Source organism: Pantoea sp. NPDC088449, from assembly GCF_044753225.1.
Taxonomy (GTDB): Bacteria; Pseudomonadota; Gammaproteobacteria; order Enterobacterales; family Enterobacteriaceae; genus Pantoea; species Pantoea floridensis.
In genome coordinates this window covers 1,557,408-1,574,587 of the sequence record NZ_JBIVMT010000001.1, presented here as the reverse complement: position 1 = coordinate 1,574,587, position 17,180 = coordinate 1,557,408, and the positions used below count along the sequence as shown (strand labels likewise).

The following is a 17,180-nucleotide window of genomic DNA, read 5'->3' as shown; positions in this document are numbered from 1 at the left end:
CGGGTGTGGTGTTGTGGTGACAAAACGTACTCCCTAATATTTCCCCCCTAAAATCGGCAGGGGCAAAGAATAAATTCCACTTCAATGCGGGCATTATTTGATGAATCGTGTCACTTCGATGGTTGGATAAGCCGGGTTTTTTGCGTTCATTTAGCGCCTTTGTCCTATTGACACTGTGTTAACTTTCTCATCGTGAAAATTTAATCCCTTCTTGAATGAGGAACAGGCAATGTCAATTCAGGCGATTGATGGCGTGTTGCAGCAGCTGCAAATGACGTCTTTACAGGCCAGCGGCAAGCAGGCTGAGTCAACCAATCAGGTAGATTTCAGCGCCACCATGAAAGCGGCACTGGACAAAATTAGCGACACCCAAACGGCAGCCCGCACCCAGGCGCAGGATTTCGAAATGGGCAAACCGGGCATTCAGCTCAATGATGTGATGGTCGATCTGCAAAAATCCTCAATATCTATGCAGATGGGCGTGCAGGTGCGTAATAAATTGGTGTCGGCGTATACCGATATCATGAACATGCAGGTTTAGGGTTGTAACTTACTGAAAGGTTAATTATTTATAACGATGACGCTTTGCGATAGGGCATATGCAGGGCAACATCAGCAAGTTTTGAGTTAATCAGGCTCACTTGCTCATCGTTGTTCTCATGCATCCATGCTCCGTATACCAGGTAGACCATTTGCGAATTGGCGTGTCCCATTTGTGCAGCTACATAATTGGGGTTTGCGCCAGCAGCAAGTGACCAGCATGCGAATGTGTGCCTGTGACTTGTTCCCCGTTGATTAACACACGCCGATGTTAGTAATGTCTTCATTTGAACCTAGCCTCGGATATGCTCCAGCCATAATCAAGAATAACTGGCTTCAAGTTGGTTGTTAATTCCGGCGCTGGCAGATTTTTCGGCGAATTAGGATGGGGGTCATCCAGCCAAGTACAGAATCGGGGCGACTCTGGTTATACAGGCCTCAATTTTGCACCGGGCATCTTCCAGAGACTTGAACCAGTTCTCTTTCAGGCACTCATGCCGCAGCATGTCGCTGAACGGCTCTACCGTGGCATTATCTGTGGACGTGCCTGGCCGTGATAAGTCATTCCGGATATGATTTTTGTACACACATTTACCCAGCATTTTTCCTGCAAACTCAAAGCCATTATCTATTTTCAGGGGCAGTGGTAATGGTCACCTTGATGCAATGCTGTCCAGCATCTCGGCCACTTCTGCAGACCGAAGGTTCTGACCCACAGAAATTCCCGGACACTCATACGTTTAGATGTCAATGACCGTCAGCAGGTGAGCCGGTGACCTTCAAACAACGCATCAGAGACAAAATCCATTCCCCAAATGTGGTTCGGCTAAAGTCCCTGAGGTTTTAGTTGATGTTTCATTACGGATTTACTGTGGCGCGGACGTTTACGCCGAAGCGACAGCCCCTATTCACGGTAGAAACGTGGTTTCGGAGATGCCCAGCTTGCGGCAGACTTCCAGCACGAACCTACCCAGTTCAGCCTGCTTAAGGGTAAGGACAATCTGCTCTTAGGAGAATCGTGACTTTTTCAACGGCATAACGATCGCTCAGGGGAGTCATTATCATGCTGTTTCTGAATGGAGCAGTACTTCGGGGCTGGATCAATAAGTCACATGAAGTCATCCCTAAGACGAAGCCATTTCGACGAGCAGGACATCATTATCCCCCGCCAAGCCGAAGTATACGGTCCGAGGAAATAGTAGATAGGTGTTCGGGGACATGGTGAACACGTTTGCACCGTTGGTGACAACCATGGTGATCGGCTTTTTTCAGATCCATCACACCCACTTTTGTGCTGTATCACCACACTTCGTAGTAACCGTCTTCCCGCGTCTCCTTCAGAGCTACACGCTCTCCCCTGAACGCTTTGCCTGCGTTCAGGACGAGGCCTTTTACACTCAGCTTGCCGCTGATATCCGCCTTACTAACCATCACGTCCTCGTCGTATTCCGGTGACGTTACGCGGGTGCTGGGCCCGGCAGCAGGCCGTTGCGAGTCATCAGGTCGTGGACGATGCTTAAAGCCGGCATATCGTGTCCACGGTCTTCGAGCCAGCGCTTAATCTTGTACGCCCCCCAGTGCTGATGAAGCTTATGGCCATACGCAGCAGGTCAGTAACGTCGTCGAGTGACCTGCATGGAGAATGATGGGGGCGGGAGCGATCCAGAAGGCCGGAAGCCCCTCCTCAGCCCAGCAGCGAAGCTACTTATAGGCGATGGCGTGAGTAATGTCGTAGAAGCGGCACAGCCCGGATGTTTGCCCCGTCTTACGAGGCGAGCAGAACAAGCTCAGTACAGAGTGACATGGTATCTCTCGCATCTCAGGGCATAAGAGACTCCATAAACGGGTTCTTATGCCTTAGTTGTAAGTGCAAGTGTTCACCATGTCCACGGACTGAACACAAAACGATGGCGGGGGAACCAGCCACAGGCGTGCTATTTCAGACGCCGTCTTTTACAACTCCATCCAATATTACTAACTGAAGTTGTATCTAATCTTGGAGGTGGGTTAAAATATAAGCAGGTGGATGTTTGTTGTGATAATAATTGCTAATGAATGTTCTATGGATTAAAATTTCTCATCATCAATGCCATGGGTGAGCAATGGTTACCAACAAATCGATAGATACTTTTAAAGGAATAATGATATTTCTTGTGATATTTGGGCATTCAATCGAAGGTCTAATATCTAATAAAGTGATATTGGTGCTTTATAATTTTATCTATACTTTCCATATGCCTGCATTTGCATTGATTTCTGGCTACCTATCTAAAGGTGATAGCGAGCTAGATGTCAATAAACTAACCAAGTCAATTCTTATCCCATTTATTTTTTTTAGTGTAATTTATGAAGTCCCATATATTTTAGAAACCGGTTCTATATCATGGTATTTGCAAGGATTATCTCCGAACAGGATTCTATGGTACTTGGTTAGTCTTTTTTCATGGAGGCTGATAACTCCATTTGTCATGCGTTTCAGAATGCCATTGTTGATTGTTTTTATAATAGCTATATTATCCCCGTGCGTTCCTTATAACGGATATATATTTAGCATAGGACGAACCCTTGTGTTCTTCCCGTTTTACTTGCTTGGTGTAATGTTATTCATAAATAGAGGTGGAGTCAGTCTACTTGTAGACAAGGTCTCTGGAGTTGCGGCATTTTATACGTCCATGGTAGTAATGCTTATTCTTGCATGTATAATGCAAAGAGAGTTTTTCTACGGTAGCGTAAGTTACGTAGCGTTTAATTATCCCAATTATTTGGGGGTAGCTATAAGATTAGCTATGTATGCAAGTGTCTCGGTGTTTTTAATGCGCATTTTCTATATGGCATATGAAAACAGAGTATTGACAAGGTTTGGTCAGTATTCTCTTTATATCTACCTTATACACGGCGTATTTATTAAGTATCTCTCACTCAGTGTGTACTCTCTGAATAATAATACATTTGTCAGGATGGTAATGTGCTTAGTCCTTTCCTTCATAGTCGCATATATGTTATCACTTCACGTTGTAAAAAAATCAGTAGACTTTATTTTTTCTAAAATTTATTCAATTTTAACAGTGGATTGAAACCAGAAAAAATCTACTTGGTGATTCACATGAAACATAATCACTCAAGTTAAAAAAAACCGACGACGGGACAGAGATTGACCGCGCCGATCTCGATCTGAGTAGTTCAGTGCTAATACCAAGTTAGGCCTAGTATTAGCATTATGACTGTATGATTGCATGTACATTGAGTATAATAAAGCCCTTTGGTGATAAGTTCATTGAAGCTGGATCAATGAGATGTTTATTCTTAATTGTGGGTGTCATGTTAATTTTGAGCAGAAAAGGCCCGGAGTAGTGGATTTAGCAGAAGACAATTAATAGCTAATACTTCAAATAGGTTGATAGCTGTCTCAGGAAAAATGTGGGAAAAATTCAGTGCAGTCAGTACATTGGTTTTTTAGTTCGCCAATTAAAAAAAGATCGCGTGACCGCGTGCAAAATTTATTAGGCTAAGTCTTGTCGTTCGCAACACACTTGCTGAGTGTAAAGGAAATAATAATCCAATGAATCTGATTTGATGTTAGGAAGGTATAAATTCATCTTATACTGGTCAGTGAGCAATAAGTGCGCTCATATTAGAACCGGTTCTTATCTCATCATCCTCATTCAAACGTACATTAAAATTTTCACCAAAGGAGGAAATGCGGGCAATGAAACTTTTAACCTCGCAATAGATACTGAGCGTAATATTCTTGGGCAGGCCGTTATGGATATGCTTGAAGAAGGCCTGTATATCACAGCCAATTGTTTGGCCGAATATTTGACAGCCATGTACGACGAGAGTGACCAAAGTTATGCCTGAGATCTGTCAATGCATTTCTTTGGGGTCAGCAAGTTTTGATAAGAGCCTACTGGCGTTGATTATGCCTGTGGCTGGCCCAACGGTCTTTTTGCTCATAGGTCCGTAAGTAATGGTTGCTTGATTTTCTAAGTTAGGGCAGTTGGGTCGTCCCAAGATCGAGCGGCCGTTCAGAGTGATAGCAACACAATAAGGGCATCAGGCTGGCAATGATAATCTTCCCACCAAAACTTTTTTCATACAGCCCCATCCTCTATAATGGCAATCACGCGTTACTATCTAATCGCAGAATTTTTGCCAACGTTGTCAAATAACGCGCAGTTAGAAAAATAAAATTCGTTTCCACCAATTGCTTAAAAAATCTTTTCCGCTCGGCCTTGAACAATTCAACTGCCCGATATTGCTGTATTTATATATAGCAACTATCAGCAGACCCTGACTCACGACTACGAAATTAATGACGCTTTTACTCAAGCGGTGAAACGGTGTGCAGGCCTAACCTGTACGGCAAGCCGGTGTTTGTTCTGAGAAGCAATGACAGTTGTGTTAGCGCCCTCGCCGTTGAAAGGGATAAAAATTCCGATGGCGATGCTTTAAAGCTGCAGGAGGATATCAGGAGGCACAAAATTCACGTCTTCAGCAGCAATTTCGCATTGTATGTGGATATTAGCAATCGCGTGATGACCACGTTTGAGCAAATGGTGTCATATGTTGAAGTCTTCGCGAGTGCTTAAGCATTCCTTAATCTGAGAGGTGTTAGCCATTCCCTGGTGCTGGAAGAATTTAGGCGTGAAGCTCGTGAAAGTATTAAGCGCGACACGCATCCTACCGCAGGCGAGGGAAGAGTACATACAAATAGCTCTGGCCAAGTTCGCCAATTACGCCGCCAAAAATGGACGTAGACAGGAGGAGTCGTTGTGTAGAACAGCAGCGAAAACTGATGGCGCTCGTACCGGCAGGAGAATTGTGAGGCATTGGCCATTGTATCAGCAAGAAGCTGAACGCAATGGGCATCATCACCGCCAAAGACCTGTCAGAGCAGAGCACCTAGATAATCCCGAATCACTTCAACATTGTGCTTAAGTGCACCGTACGTGAGTTGTGCGGCGAACCATTTCTTGGCTGGAATAATTCGCACCCACCAAGCAGCAGATTGTTTGCTCCCTATCGTTTGGTTCACGCATCACCGAATACAAGGACATGCGTCCGGCAAGCTAAATCTCTTCGACGAATTCAAACCAAAGGCCAACAGAGAATCACTGATGCGTGTCGTTGACGCTCTCAACCAGAGCGGGGAGGGAAGTTATGGTTTGCAGGACAGGGTATACAGAAATCCTGGAAGATGAAGCGCAAAATGTTGTCGCCGGCATACACAACCAGACTGTCGGACATGCTTGTGGCGAAGTGACGTTTATGCTTAAGCCGATGCAGCACATACTTCCAACGAGCCAGGCACAATGCTTGTTGAGCTCAATGGACGTAGGTGCATTATCGATAAGGAAAAATACCCACAGAACGCGATACAGTGCATGAGGATGACAGGCCGACGATTTGAGGTTAGGGCAAATACAGGCCAAAAAATTACCGCAAAGCAACCCAAAGCCACGAGCGGCAAGGAATCAGTTTGCGGTAATGCATTGCTAAACCTTAGATCAACCTATAGCAACTCACTGTTTCAACTAAACCAACCGGTTTCATGAACATGCAGGTGTAGTTTCAGGTATAGTTCCGCGCGGTGATTGTTGTCGTGTCAGGCGGGCAGGGCGGGCTGTTACAGTGTGCAACCGGGGTCCCGGCCTTACGTGCGGCATTATTTAGAGAAGAGGATTCTCACGTGAAGAATGGCCTGCTGTTGTTAATCGCTGTTGTCCTGCTGTCGGGATGCGACAAGGATGAAGCGACGTATTACCCGCAAATGAAAAACTACGCCTATCTCTATCAATTCGAAGCCCTGCCGGGCAAGGTAAAAAATACCCATCAAACGTTGTTCACTGCCGATGGCCAGCAAATCTTTGACGTGAATGTCGATTTTGATCGCGACGGCTGCCTTGCGCATGTTAAATCCGTCGGCAAAGAGGGCGAGGTGATTGAAGTTTCGCGCGAAGGCGATCGGTTAATCGGCAGCGAGAATGGTCAGGACGTTGTGGTGACGCTGGATAAAAACTGCGCCATGGTGAAGAAGGTTACGCCGGCGCTTAGCGTGGATATTGCCTATAACAAACAGGGTTTGGTTGAGCAACTCTCATCGCCAGCCTCCGACGTGGCTTTTCATCTGGCTTATAATAATGCCGGTGACATGGCGGTGTTAAGTATTACCCAAGCTGGAAAAGAAATGTCGCGTGCCACCGCAGTCCGGGACGCGGATAAGAAAAAAATCTCGGATGTGGTCACCACGGTAAAGCGTAACGATCAAATAAAAACCGTCAGCAACCTGTGCAAATATAAAAATAATGTCCCTTATTATTGCGACATTATTACTGCGGACGCGGCAGGTAAGGTGATGGACAAGCAGTACGGCAATATCGAAGTGGCTTATTATTAGTGCGGTTATTTTGGTGCGCATCAATGCGCACCTTATACAGGAATGCGGCGGTTTTGCTTAGGTCGCCATTCAGGTACAAACCGGGCACATAGGTAACACTTTAGACCGGGCACATGGGTAACAGTTATAAATGGCATAGCAGAGGAGACTCACTATGCCCTGGACTGAGACCGTTACCATGCAACGCCTTGATTTCATCCGTGCCTGCGAAGCAGGCACGCATTCCATTTCTGAACTCTGTCGTCTCCACGGTATCAGCCGCAAAACCGGCTATAAGTGGCTCTCCCGCTTTGAGCCTGCGGCGCTGTCCTCTCTCGAAAATCACTCCCGCGCGCGCCTCACTCAGCCGGAAAAAATCCCGCCGGACATCGCCGATCGGCTGGTGCTGTTCCGCATGCAGCACCCCGACTGGGGACCTAAAAAAATCCGTCACTGGTTCCTCAACCACAACGCCGACTTCATCGTGCCCGCTGCAAGCACCATTGGTGACCTGCTGAAAAATGAGGGCCTCGTACCGGACCGCCTGAAGCGCAAACGCACTCCCGGCAACGTGCAGAAGCTCACCGTCGCAGAAAAAAATAATCAGGTCTGGAGCGCCGACTTCAGGGGGCGGTTCCGCCTGAAAGACGCGCGCTACTGCCGTCCGTTCACGCTGACGGATAACCACAGCCGCTACCTGCTGGCCTGCGAGGCCAGTTACGTGGAGACCACCGCGTTCGTGCGCACATGCATGGAGAGGGTGTTCCGGGAGTGCGGGCTGCCTGACGTCATACTCACCGATAACGGCTCCCCTTTTGCCGGGCCCGGTATTGCCGCGCTGACAAAGCTAAACGTGTGGCTGATAAAGCTGGGTATCCTGCCGGAGCGCATAGCGCCGGGTTGCCCCGGACAGAACGCACGCCATGAAAGAATGCACCGCTCGCTAAAGGCCTCAATGAGCCATGGCAATATCTTCACCACGCTGGCGGAACAGCAGGCCTGGTTCAGCAGCTGGCAGGAGGAGTTTAATCATGAAAGGCCACACGAGGCCCATGAAAATAAGCCGCCGGCAAGCTGCTGGACGCCATCAGCCCGGCAGTGGGATGGGCGGGTGCCGGAGGTTAATTATCCGGAGGGTGCGAAGCTCTTCAAAGTGGGAGAAAAAGGTGACCTGAGACTGAACGGAAGAACGTTCCTGAGCGCATCGCTGTGCGGAGAATACGTACGGTTCCTGGAGGTAGATGACGGAATCGACGTCATCCTCTTCGACAGGCTGATACTGGCGTATTATGACCAGTCAGAAAAACGTATTATCCGGATAGACTGAGCACAAATGTGTTACCTATGTGCCCGGTCTGATCTGTTACCCATGTGCCCGGTCGTACCTTCACGGCGACCGCAAGGTTATTTAATTTCCGGCCACGCCACGGACGGGAATCCATTCAACAGCGGATAGGCAAACAGGAAACCCTGGAACTGGCTAATGCCCGCGGCTTCCAGCCACATCCACTCTTCTGCTTGCTCAACGCCTTCGGCAATCACCGCAATCTCCAGTGACGCGCAGCACTTAATGATCGCGTGCATAATGGCCTGTTTGGGGCCGCTTTTATGGACATCACGAATAATTTCCCGATCGATTTTAATCTTGTCCGGCTGGAATTTTGATAACAGCGACAAGCCGGCAAAGCCCGCACCAAAATCATCCAGCGCCAGACTGATACCCGCCGCCTTAAGCTTTCTGACTTCAGCAGCGAATTCATCGGAGCGTGAAATGATCTCGTTTTCGGTCACTTCCACAATAATCTGCTGGGGAATTAATCCACTCGCTTCAATCTCTTGCAGCAGGAAATCCACCGCATTGGGCACCGCCACCAGCGACATCGGTAAGAGATTTACCGACAAACGGTGATCGCCGATACCCAATTGATAGGCCAGCTTAAACGCCAGGCTTTTGGACTGAATATCCGCATGGTAAATGGCGTCGCCCCCGAAGGCGGAAAAATACTCCTGCGGAGAGCCGCCGGTCGGGGTGCGGATCAGTGCTTCGTAAGAGGTTACGCGCCGGGCAAAGGGATCGATAATTGGTTGAAACGCAAAACGACAATCCTGCAAGGTATCAGCAAAATCGATGAGCTCCGTTGCATCGGCTTCATCGGCAATAAATTCCCAGGTATTGGCCGGGGGAATTTCAAAATAGTTCTCTTTATCGCGCGCCACTACGAAGGTTCGCAAGAACTGCAGCGCGCGATCTTTGTAGGTCAGCTGATAACGGGAGGTACCTTTATCCAGCACCGCTTGCAACACGGTATCTTTGTCATGTTCGCGCAGATCAAACAACTCCATCCCTACCTTGCCAAAACGGCGCTCTGGGGCGAAGTCATGCATCAACTCGACAAGATTATGATGGCGCGCATCCTGGCAAATACGCTGATAAATGCCCTGCACGGCGTCACGTGGCCCCTCCAGCAGCTGGAAAAAATGCAGGCCATCAAATAACAAGATGCCGGTGACATCGAAGTTTTTGTTTTTACTGTTGGCTTTAGCAACCATATCTTCGAGCGTTTTGATCGGCACGTGATCGTGCAAATGGCTGCGATAAATTATCGTGGTAAGCATGGCGATTGTCCGGCTAATTTCTAATTTTGTGGCTACATTAACAGGCAATCGCCCGGGTCTGTCCAGAGCTTGTCGCGCCTGGCGTAAACTTTTTTTAAAATAATAGGTTAACCGAAGCGGTTAACGGCTGCGATATCGCCGCAATTCCATTAGCGTGCCAATAATTTCCAGCCTGGATGTTGCAGTATGCAGGTGCGGGAAATCGTCATTAGCCGGGCGCAGCGCGAACGTTTTCTCGTCATGCTGCTGGGTTTGCAGGCGATAAAAACGCACCATTGCCGCGCCATCCACTAACGCCAGCACCGTATCTCCGGGCTGTGGCGCAACCTGTGGATCAAAGATTAAGGCGTCCCCGGGCCGGTAGTCGGGCAGCATCGACTGATCTTCCACCGTTACCGCCAGCGCCGCATCGCTCAGCGTTGCTTCCCGATAGAGAAAATGTGTGGCCTGCTGCTGTAACAGCAGGCGCGCTTCACTCAACCATTCCGACGCTTGCGCAAGACTTATCAATGGCACCGCAGTCACCGGCGCGCGCCTGGGCGCAGCGGTAAACACCTCGCCATCGCCATCAATGATCCACGCTGCCGTGCATTGCAGCCATTCCGCCAGGCGCAGCAAATTTTCACCGCGCGGCACGGTTTCCTCCTTTTCCCACTGCGATACCGCGACATGCGACACCCCGATCCCTTTCGCCAGGGTTTGCTGTGTCAGTTGCAGTGCTTTACGTCGTGCCCGGATGCGTTCACCGGAAGATTCTTTTTTCATCATCTTGACATCTCCTGAAGAATTAACTTAAGTATACTTAAATTCATAAGTTAAAGTAAACTTAAATTCAGGCGTTGACCGCAAAGCTGGCAAGGGTGGTCAGCGTGCTTTTGGGGCGCAACCCTTGCCAGGGTTGAGAGGTGAAGCATGGAAAGTAGTTTGGTCACCAGCGTAGGTGCGTTGCTTCTCGGCGGCGGCGCTGCAGCTGTGTTCTGGAAACCATTAATGGCGGGTATCGCCGCCATTGTGACCAGCAATCGCGCTGGCGGCGAGATCATCACCAGCTACAAAGAGCAGGTGATGCTGCTCAAAGAGGGCCATGCACTGATGCGTCAGGAAAATGACGAGCTGCGCATTCGACATGACAAAAATCTGCGGCGTATCTCTTCGCTGGAAACCGATCTGCGGCTGATAAAAAACGCGCTGAGTATTTTGCTGGCCACCACAGAAGCCGAACACAGTGAGAAGTTCCGCCATCAGGTCAACCAACTTATCACCACTCTGGAGGAGAGTCGCGATGATGCAGATAAACAGTGAATACGTAGTGAAAAACCATCGGCGCCAACTGTTCCTCGGCGGCTTTCTGCTGATGTTATCGCTGATGTGCGTCGCGATGACGGTGCTGTTTTTGTTCGTTAGCAACAGTGCCAATCAGCGGGTGGAGGAGATTCGCCAACAATATCGGACGATATCAGAACGCCGTGAAGCCCGCGTGGCAGAACTCACCAACCAGCTGGTGACGCTGCAAAACAAGCTCGACGATTTATCTAACCATCCCGTTAGCACGCGCGCTAATAAGGGTAAACCGGCTGAAGGAGACTCGTCGCCGCCTCAACCCAAGCGTTAAGGAGGGCATTATGCGCATTATCCAGCGGATCGCAGCCAGTCTTGGCCGACTGTGGTCTTTATTAAGTCAGAAGGAGAAAACGATGAGCGATCAAACTGTAATCGATCCAACCAGCACCACTGTAGCCAGCCCCTCGGCGGCAAGCGCGCAAACGTCGTCGCCCGCCGAGGACTTCGCCAATGAAATTGCCACGGCGGCACCGGCGTCAGTTGCTGCGGCGCCAGCGGCCACTGAGGCGGCTCCTGCCGCTGCACCGGAGGCCGTTCCCGCCACCCCCACGGAGGTCTCTCCTCCCGCTGCAGCCGAAGCCGTACCGGCCGCCGCCGCGCAGGAGGTCAGTCAGGCGCGGCAGGACGTCTCGGAGGGCGTGAAGGATTTTGCCCAGGCCTTCAGCTTTGTAGAGCAGGGGGTGATCAAATTGGGGGATGCCGCGAAAGATGAGTTGATTGATCTGGCGAGGAAGTATCTGTAATGCACAACAACTCGCCCGAGGGGACAGGGATGTCCCCTGTTTATTAACAGGTTTTAGAGAGTTCCGATTATTCCTAAGGCGACTTCGATATTTTGCACTACCTTTAATCATTCAAGCGTTATTTAAACCGGCTTATTAAGCGAGAAGGAAGATAGCATGAGTGATACAGAAACTGTAAAAACCAAAACTGACTACTTACGTGATGTCACCTCCCAGCTTAAAGAGATGCGCCACTACGCGCAGACCAACACGGAGACGCTTTCTGCCCACTGGCTGGCCTTTGATGCGGGTGAGTATAAAGATAGCGAATATGCGGGACGTTTCGATACGTTGCTGAACAAGCAAGGCAAGCTGCTGGATGATATTGATGAGGCGATTCAGGACCTGGAAATCGCCGTTAACCATGCCGAGCAGGAAAGCTAAGTTCGCATCGCTCTGGTGGCCTAATCGGCCACCAGCCACATCTCCGCTTCATCGAACATCTCTTCAACAATCCGCGCAATCGTTGCTTTGTCGTTCTTACTCATATCGGTATCAATCGCATTACGCTCCATTGGTTTGACGCGTACCTCAATATCCGGAAAGACGCGCTGTACACGCTTTTCCAACTCCTGCAAAATCATCTCGCGTGCACCCGGTAAACCGGCCACATTGCGCTTATCGTAAATCAGCTCCATAAACATCAGGGCGTTCCATTCAGCGGATCGGGTGCGTCATAATACTGTAAATAAAAACAGGGGCAAGCGGTGACGCCACGACCATGACATTTTTTGTTGCGTCATGCAGACGGTGGCGAATTTGTACCAGCACATCTGGTTGTTCGTCGATTGAGATTTTTAACGGGGGTTAAGATGCGCCAACTGGTTATCGATATCTTGCTGAAAATGGCAAAAATGGATGTGGAAGCAAAAGAGCTGGTGGCGCAGGTTGAGGCGCAGTCACTGCTGATTGCCGCACTGCTGATTCAGGCAAAAGAGGATAATTCACTCACCATTTCCGAGACGGTGCAGGATGCAATTGTTACTGCATCACGCGCGTCGCAGGAGTTTTTACAGTCGGATGTTGATCTGCTGCTCACGCACGTCAATCGTCTTTTGGCAGTGGCGAGTTATATTGAAGTCAAAGGGATAGAGCGAGAAGGGTAAAAAAATATAACCTCTGGAAGTGGAAATCCAGCAACACTTCCAGAGGCGGTGCAACCGCACCATTCGTTCAAGGACAATCTACGACTGATGTCGTAGGCAGTAACTTATACAAGTTTTAGTGACTTGTACAATTATTTCCTGATCGATTTGTGTGGTTGGAGATATCTACCTAATGCATTTTCATCACGTTGGGGTTAAAGCTCGTTTTTAATGCAGAACGCTTCCCACGTCATGCCTAACGCTTCCGCGTGAGATTTTAGATACTTTTCAATGGCATCCGCCGCCACTGCTTTGTCTGGCTCAGCCAGCTGAATAGAAAAAAGCATGCCGTCCAGCTTCTTCTGACGTAAAAACGCCGCGTAAATGCGTTCAGCATGCCACGCGCGTAAATCGGCTAATGACAGGCTCGCCTGCTGCGCATCACTCTCGGTAAGTTCATCCAGGGCGGCCTGGAAATCGGGATGGGCGGCGAAAAACATGGTGCGTGCCTGAGCGTAATACTCTTCTGGGGTTTTCATTCGCGGTTCCTGCATATCAACTTGCGCGCTAGTGTAACGTGCATGGGCGATGTTGTCAGGCTGGTCGGTGCGCATGAAGGCGCACCCTACAACATCCCCACCGGTCGGCCGTAGGGTCGCCATTTATGGCGTAATGCTCGTCAGTTAAGACATGAAAAAACCTCATTACCAAGAGCACACCTTGTAGCGGCGCAATTCATTGCGCGATAAATCGCGCCGCTACGGAAGGTGCGGTGATTTGATACGGCGCTTAACCGAACGACATTACGCCATTTATGGCGACCACAACCCTCTCAATGCTGCTGCTGATAAAGGCGCGTAACGTCCTGCTGATTCTTCTCGAGCGTCTCATCCAGCGTCAACTTGCCGCTCAGCATATCCGCCATGTTCTGCCCAACCGCATTGCCCATCTGGTCGAATCCTGGAATGCTCACGTACTGCACGCCCTGATACGGCACCGGATTGAGCGTGGGTTGCTCCACGGTAGCCGAATCAATGGCTGCACGCACCTGCGCGGCGTAGGGCGCCAAACGCTGATAGCGGGCTTGCTGATAGGTTGAATTGCGGCTGCCCGGTGGCACCGCGCCCCAGCCAACGGTATCGGCCACCTGCTGGATGTACTGTTTTGAGGTTGCCCAACTAATAAAGGCGATGGCCGCGTCACGATTCGGGGTATTGGCCGGTACTGCCAGCGCCCACGACCACAACCAGTTCGAGCCGTTACGCGTAATACCGCCAGGCGCAGGCGCAAAGGCCAGCTTATCCGCCACCAGTGAGATCTGCGGATTGACCAGCAAACCTGCCGCCACCGTACTGTCGATCCACATCGCGCACTTACCCTGCGCCGTCAGACGCAGTATCTGACCGAAACTGTTCTTAACCGTGTCTGGCGGCCCATCCTGCTTCACCATTTGCAGATAATCACCCAGCACTTCACGCCACTCCGGGGAATTCAGCGTGGGTTGCCAGTTCTCATCGAACCATTGCGCGCCGTAGGCGTTGGCCATGGTGGTGAGCAGCGCCACGTTATCTCCCCATCCCGGCTGACCACGCAGACACAGGCCATAAATGCCTTTCTGCGCATCGGTGAGTTTGGCGGCGAAGCGTTTAATATCGGTCCAGTCGGGATTGTCAGGCATGGTTAAGCCTTTCTCCGCAAACAGGTCTTTGCGGTAGTAGGTCATGCTGCTTTCACCGTAAAAAGGCAGGGCATACAGCGTCTGCTGCCATGACAGGGCTTTGCGCACCGGGGCAATCAGGTCATCGCTGTCATAGTCTGCCGGCAACGTATTCAGCGGCGCCAGCCAGCCTTTTTCACCCCAGAGCGGCGCTTCATAGGTGCCAACGGTGATGACATCAAACTGCGCCTGGCCGCTGTTCATCGCCGACAGCACCGCCTGACGCAGCGCGCCATCGTCCATGACGTGCCACTGCAGTTTGATATCAGGATGTTCCTGTTCGTAACGTGATGATAGCTGCTGCATTATCGTCATATCGCCGTTAGCGATGGTGGCGATGTTCAGCGTGGTGGCCGCGTGGCTCAGCAGCGGCAACGCCAGCAGCGTGGCGAGAAGTTTACGCATAGTGCGGCTCCTTAGCGCTGTTGCAGGCGGAAGAACGACATCTTCTCCACCAGCAATCCAGCATGTTCGCTGACGGTTTGGCTGGCGGCACTGGCTTCCTGCACCAGCGAGGCGTTTTGCTGGGTGGCGCCATCCATCTGGATCACGGCGGTATTCACCTGTTCGATACCGCTGGATTGCTGGCGGCTGGCGACGGCGATTTCACCGACGATATCCACCACCCGCGCCACGCCGAGATTGATATCATTCAACATCGCGCCAGAGCGCTGTACCAGCGCGCTCCCCGCCTCAACTTTCCCCACGCTGGCATCGATCAGGGCTTTGATCTCATGCGCTGCTCCCGCCGATCGTTGCGCCAGCTGACGCACTTCGGCGGCCACCACGGCAAATCCACGGCCCTGTTCGCCCGCGCGCGCGGCTTCCACGGCGGCATTCAGCGCCAGCAGGTTGGTCTGGAAGGCGATCTCATCGATCACGCGGTTAATATCTGCGATACGCTTGCTGGAGGATTCAATCTCCGCCATTGCGCTCACCGCATCTTGCAGCACGCTGCTGCCGCGTTCCGCCTGATGGCGCACGTCGGTCGCCAGCTCGTTGGCCTGCGCCGCGTTATCGGCGTTATGCTTCACCGTGGCGGTCATCTGCTCCATGCTGGCGGCGGTCTGCTCCAGCGAACTGGCCTGTGAATGGGTACGTTCGGAGAGATCGTCATTGCCGTCGGCCATCTGGCGCGCCGCATCGCTGAGCGCCGTGGCGCTTTCACCCACTTCACGCACAATCTCTGCCAGCCGCACATCCATGCGCAGTAACGATTGCATCAGTTCGCCCATCTCATCGCGCGAAACGGTGCCGATATCATGGTTCAGTTCCCCAGCGGCTATCGATTCGGCCAGCTCACGCGCCTGGCCAATCGAACGGTTGATGGAGCGAATCAGCAGCCAGCCCGCGACCAACGCCACGCTAAGTCCGCCGAGCAGGATAACTATCAGGCTGTTACGCGCCAGCTGGTAATCGCTGTTGCTTTGCTGGTAGGTGAGTTCCGCATGCTGGCGCATCAGCGCATCCAGCCGATCAATATCCTGCTGGAGCAGCTGGCTACCACTGCGCAGGCGGGTTTCAATCACCACTAAGGCCGCCGAAGGGTTACCGCTTTTCAGCAGTTCGCCGGCGTCTTTCAGCGCCGATTGCCAGCCGTCGAGGTGGGTGATGAACTGCTGACTCAGCGGCCTGGTTTGCGCATCAAACGCCAGCTGTTGCCAGGTGTGGCGATCTTTGCCGATCTGCTCGCCGTATTGCGCGATGCGCGCCAGGCGTTTTTCCACTTCGCTGCTGTCGGTCCAGTAGCGCAGCGCATCAAATAGCGTAGAGGATTGCTCCTGCACCATGCGGTACAGGCGCGAGGAGTATTGCAGCGGTAATAATTCGTTCTGGTAGGCGTTTTGCGCCCGTTGGTCGGCGGCGCGCAGGCCAATGATTCCCCAGATGGCGGCCACAATCAGTAAAATGCACAGCAGGCCGACAATGGCGGTTAAGCGCGCACGAAGGGTCAGTCGCATAACGGTATTCTCCGTAATGAAGATAAGTATGTAGTAGGTAATTATTATTTTTTGCAGATCCATTAACTCCAGGAGGAGTTATCGGCGCATTAATAAGCGGCTTGAGTTTTTTGTGTCGGCCTGAGTGGAGAAAAACGCGTGCGGGGCGGTAGATATCTTGCGTAACTCACTGGAAAAATTATAACGTAGCCGCCATTGAAGCGAGTCTGGGGACTGAGAATGAAAAAGTGGACGATACTGGCTGCGCTGGCGCTGAGTGGCTGTGCGCAAATCAGCAACTATGAAGAGGCCGTGAAAACCCCGGCACCGCAGGAACTGCAGGGCAACTGGCAAACCGCAGGCCCGCAGAGCAAGCTGATTAGCAAGCAGGCGATGGGTAGCCTGATTATTGGTGCGCAGGGCGATACGCTGGATTGCCGACAGTGGCAGCGCGTGATTGCCAAGCCGGGTAAATTGACGCGTCTGGACGATGAGTGGGTCAACGTGACGCGTCAGGTGCGCGTGATGCCGCTGGTGCTGGAGAACGGTGAGCTGCGTTACGATGGTTTGCGTCTGCGTAAGGTGGATCGCCCAACCGTTGAGTGCCAGCAGGCGCTGGAAGAAGTGGCAAAGCGGCCGCAAGAAGCGGTGATTCAGGATATCGAGCCAGAGATTATGCGCCCGGTTTCGGTGTCTTCTAAGCCGGCACAATAATCCTCAGGTCACCATTTAGGTTGACCTGGAAATCAGAAAAAAAAGGGTGAGAAGATAACCTTCTCACCC

General features: G+C 51.2%; 17 protein-coding genes and 2 pseudogenes. 11 read left to right on the top strand and 8 right to left on the bottom strand.

Features of this window, described 5'->3' with window-relative positions; translation table 11 throughout:
- Positions 1-229: 229 nt before the first annotated feature.
- Complete coding sequence (gene fliE, locus ACIP6T_RS07485) at positions 230-541, top strand: flagellar hook-basal body complex protein FliE (protein WP_097096938.1); 312 nt, start codon at positions 230-232, stop codon at positions 539-541.
- A 391-nt stretch (positions 542-932) separates the two neighbouring features.
- On the opposite strand, the gene ACIP6T_RS07480 is transcribed toward fliE, so the two are convergent.
- Positions 933-1,142, bottom strand: coding sequence for an integrase core domain-containing protein (locus tag ACIP6T_RS07480; protein ID WP_400456196.1), 210 nt, complete (start codon positions 1,140-1,142; stop codon positions 933-935).
- Positions 1,143-1,842: 700 nt separating this feature from the next.
- Positions 1,843-2,344 (bottom strand): annotated as a pseudogene (locus ACIP6T_RS07475) (hypothetical protein); the annotation flags it as partial.
- Positions 2,345-2,642: 298 nt separating this feature from the next.
- Between ACIP6T_RS07475 and ACIP6T_RS07470 the strand changes: the two are divergent.
- From ACIP6T_RS07470 to ACIP6T_RS07455, 4 genes and pseudogenes are all read left to right on the top strand, one after another.
- Positions 2,643-3,614: an acyltransferase family protein gene (locus ACIP6T_RS07470; RefSeq protein WP_400456194.1), complete on the top strand. Its 972-nt coding sequence runs from the start codon at positions 2,643-2,645 to the stop codon at positions 3,612-3,614.
- Positions 3,615-4,880: 1,266 nt separating this feature from the next.
- Positions 4,881-5,803: pseudogene (locus ACIP6T_RS07465) on the top strand (DUF4113 domain-containing protein).
- 426 nt (positions 5,804-6,229) lie between these two features.
- Positions 6,230-6,937 carry a YnfC family lipoprotein gene (locus ACIP6T_RS07460; protein WP_345829299.1) on the top strand — a complete coding sequence of 236 codons (708 nt, stop codon included), beginning with the start codon at positions 6,230-6,232 and terminating at the stop codon, positions 6,935-6,937.
- A 154-nt stretch (positions 6,938-7,091) separates the two neighbouring features.
- The gene (locus tag ACIP6T_RS07455; protein ID WP_345829300.1) at positions 7,092-8,243 is read left to right on the top strand and encodes an integrase core domain-containing protein; all 1,152 of its coding nucleotides are present in this window, start codon (positions 7,092-7,094) and stop codon (positions 8,241-8,243) included.
- Between the two features lie 77 nt (positions 8,244-8,320).
- Here the strand turns inward: ACIP6T_RS07455 and ACIP6T_RS07450 are convergent, their stop codons facing one another.
- A complete protein-coding gene (locus ACIP6T_RS07450) occupies positions 8,321-9,532 on the bottom strand; it encodes a diguanylate phosphodiesterase (protein ID WP_400456191.1) in 1,212 nt (403 codons plus the stop codon).
- A gap of 120 nt (positions 9,533-9,652) precedes the next feature.
- Complete coding sequence (locus tag ACIP6T_RS07445) at positions 9,653-10,300, bottom strand: S24 family peptidase (protein ID WP_345829303.1); 648 nt, start codon at positions 10,298-10,300, stop codon at positions 9,653-9,655.
- Between the two features lie 144 nt (positions 10,301-10,444).
- On the opposite strand from ACIP6T_RS07445, the gene ACIP6T_RS07440 reads away from it, so the two are divergent.
- The 4 genes from ACIP6T_RS07440 (at position 10,445) to ACIP6T_RS07425 (ending at position 12,039) form a co-directional block, all read left to right on the top strand.
- Complete coding sequence (locus ACIP6T_RS07440) at positions 10,445-10,834, top strand: hypothetical protein (RefSeq protein WP_097096942.1); 390 nt, start codon at positions 10,445-10,447, stop codon at positions 10,832-10,834.
- Positions 10,815-11,144, top strand: a complete 330-nt coding sequence (locus ACIP6T_RS07435; RefSeq protein WP_400456189.1) for a hypothetical protein — start codon at positions 10,815-10,817, stop codon at positions 11,142-11,144. The genes ACIP6T_RS07440 and ACIP6T_RS07435 overlap by 20 nt, the downstream gene beginning before the upstream one ends.
- Before the next feature lie 10 nt (positions 11,145-11,154).
- Positions 11,155-11,616: a hypothetical protein gene (locus ACIP6T_RS07430; protein ID WP_400456187.1), complete on the top strand. Its 462-nt coding sequence runs from the start codon at positions 11,155-11,157 to the stop codon at positions 11,614-11,616.
- A gap of 156 nt (positions 11,617-11,772) precedes the next feature.
- Positions 11,773-12,039 (top strand): hypothetical protein, encoded by a 267-nt coding sequence (locus ACIP6T_RS07425; protein WP_097096944.1) that lies wholly within the window; start codon positions 11,773-11,775, stop codon positions 12,037-12,039.
- A 20-nt stretch (positions 12,040-12,059) separates the two neighbouring features.
- Here the strand turns inward: ACIP6T_RS07425 and ACIP6T_RS07420 are convergent, their stop codons facing one another.
- A complete protein-coding gene (locus tag ACIP6T_RS07420) occupies positions 12,060-12,299 on the bottom strand; it encodes a DinI-like family protein (protein ID WP_400456185.1) in 240 nt (79 codons plus the stop codon).
- Positions 12,300-12,467: 168 nt separating this feature from the next.
- On the opposite strand from ACIP6T_RS07420, the gene iraP reads away from it, so the two are divergent.
- Positions 12,468-12,761, top strand: coding sequence for an anti-adapter protein IraP (gene iraP, locus ACIP6T_RS07415; protein ID WP_097096945.1), 294 nt, complete (start codon positions 12,468-12,470; stop codon positions 12,759-12,761).
- 194 nt (positions 12,762-12,955) lie between these two features.
- On the opposite strand, the gene ACIP6T_RS07410 is transcribed toward iraP, so the two are convergent.
- From ACIP6T_RS07410 to ACIP6T_RS07400, 3 genes are all read right to left on the bottom strand, one after another.
- Complete coding sequence (locus ACIP6T_RS07410; protein WP_097096946.1) at positions 12,956-13,279, bottom strand: DUF6388 family protein; 324 nt, start codon at positions 13,277-13,279, stop codon at positions 12,956-12,958.
- 293 nt (positions 13,280-13,572) lie between these two features.
- Positions 13,573-14,862, bottom strand: coding sequence for an ABC transporter substrate-binding protein (locus ACIP6T_RS07405; protein WP_400456183.1), 1,290 nt, complete (start codon positions 14,860-14,862; stop codon positions 13,573-13,575).
- 11 nt (positions 14,863-14,873) lie between these two features.
- Complete coding sequence (locus tag ACIP6T_RS07400) at positions 14,874-16,418, bottom strand: methyl-accepting chemotaxis protein (protein ID WP_345829312.1); 1,545 nt, start codon at positions 16,416-16,418, stop codon at positions 14,874-14,876.
- Positions 16,419-16,637: 219 nt separating this feature from the next.
- Here ACIP6T_RS07400 and yedD point away from each other — a divergent pair, with 219 nt between their 5' ends.
- Complete coding sequence (yedD, locus tag ACIP6T_RS07395) at positions 16,638-17,111, top strand: lipoprotein YedD (protein ID WP_097096948.1); 474 nt, start codon at positions 16,638-16,640, stop codon at positions 17,109-17,111.
- Positions 17,112-17,180 lie beyond the last annotated feature (69 nt).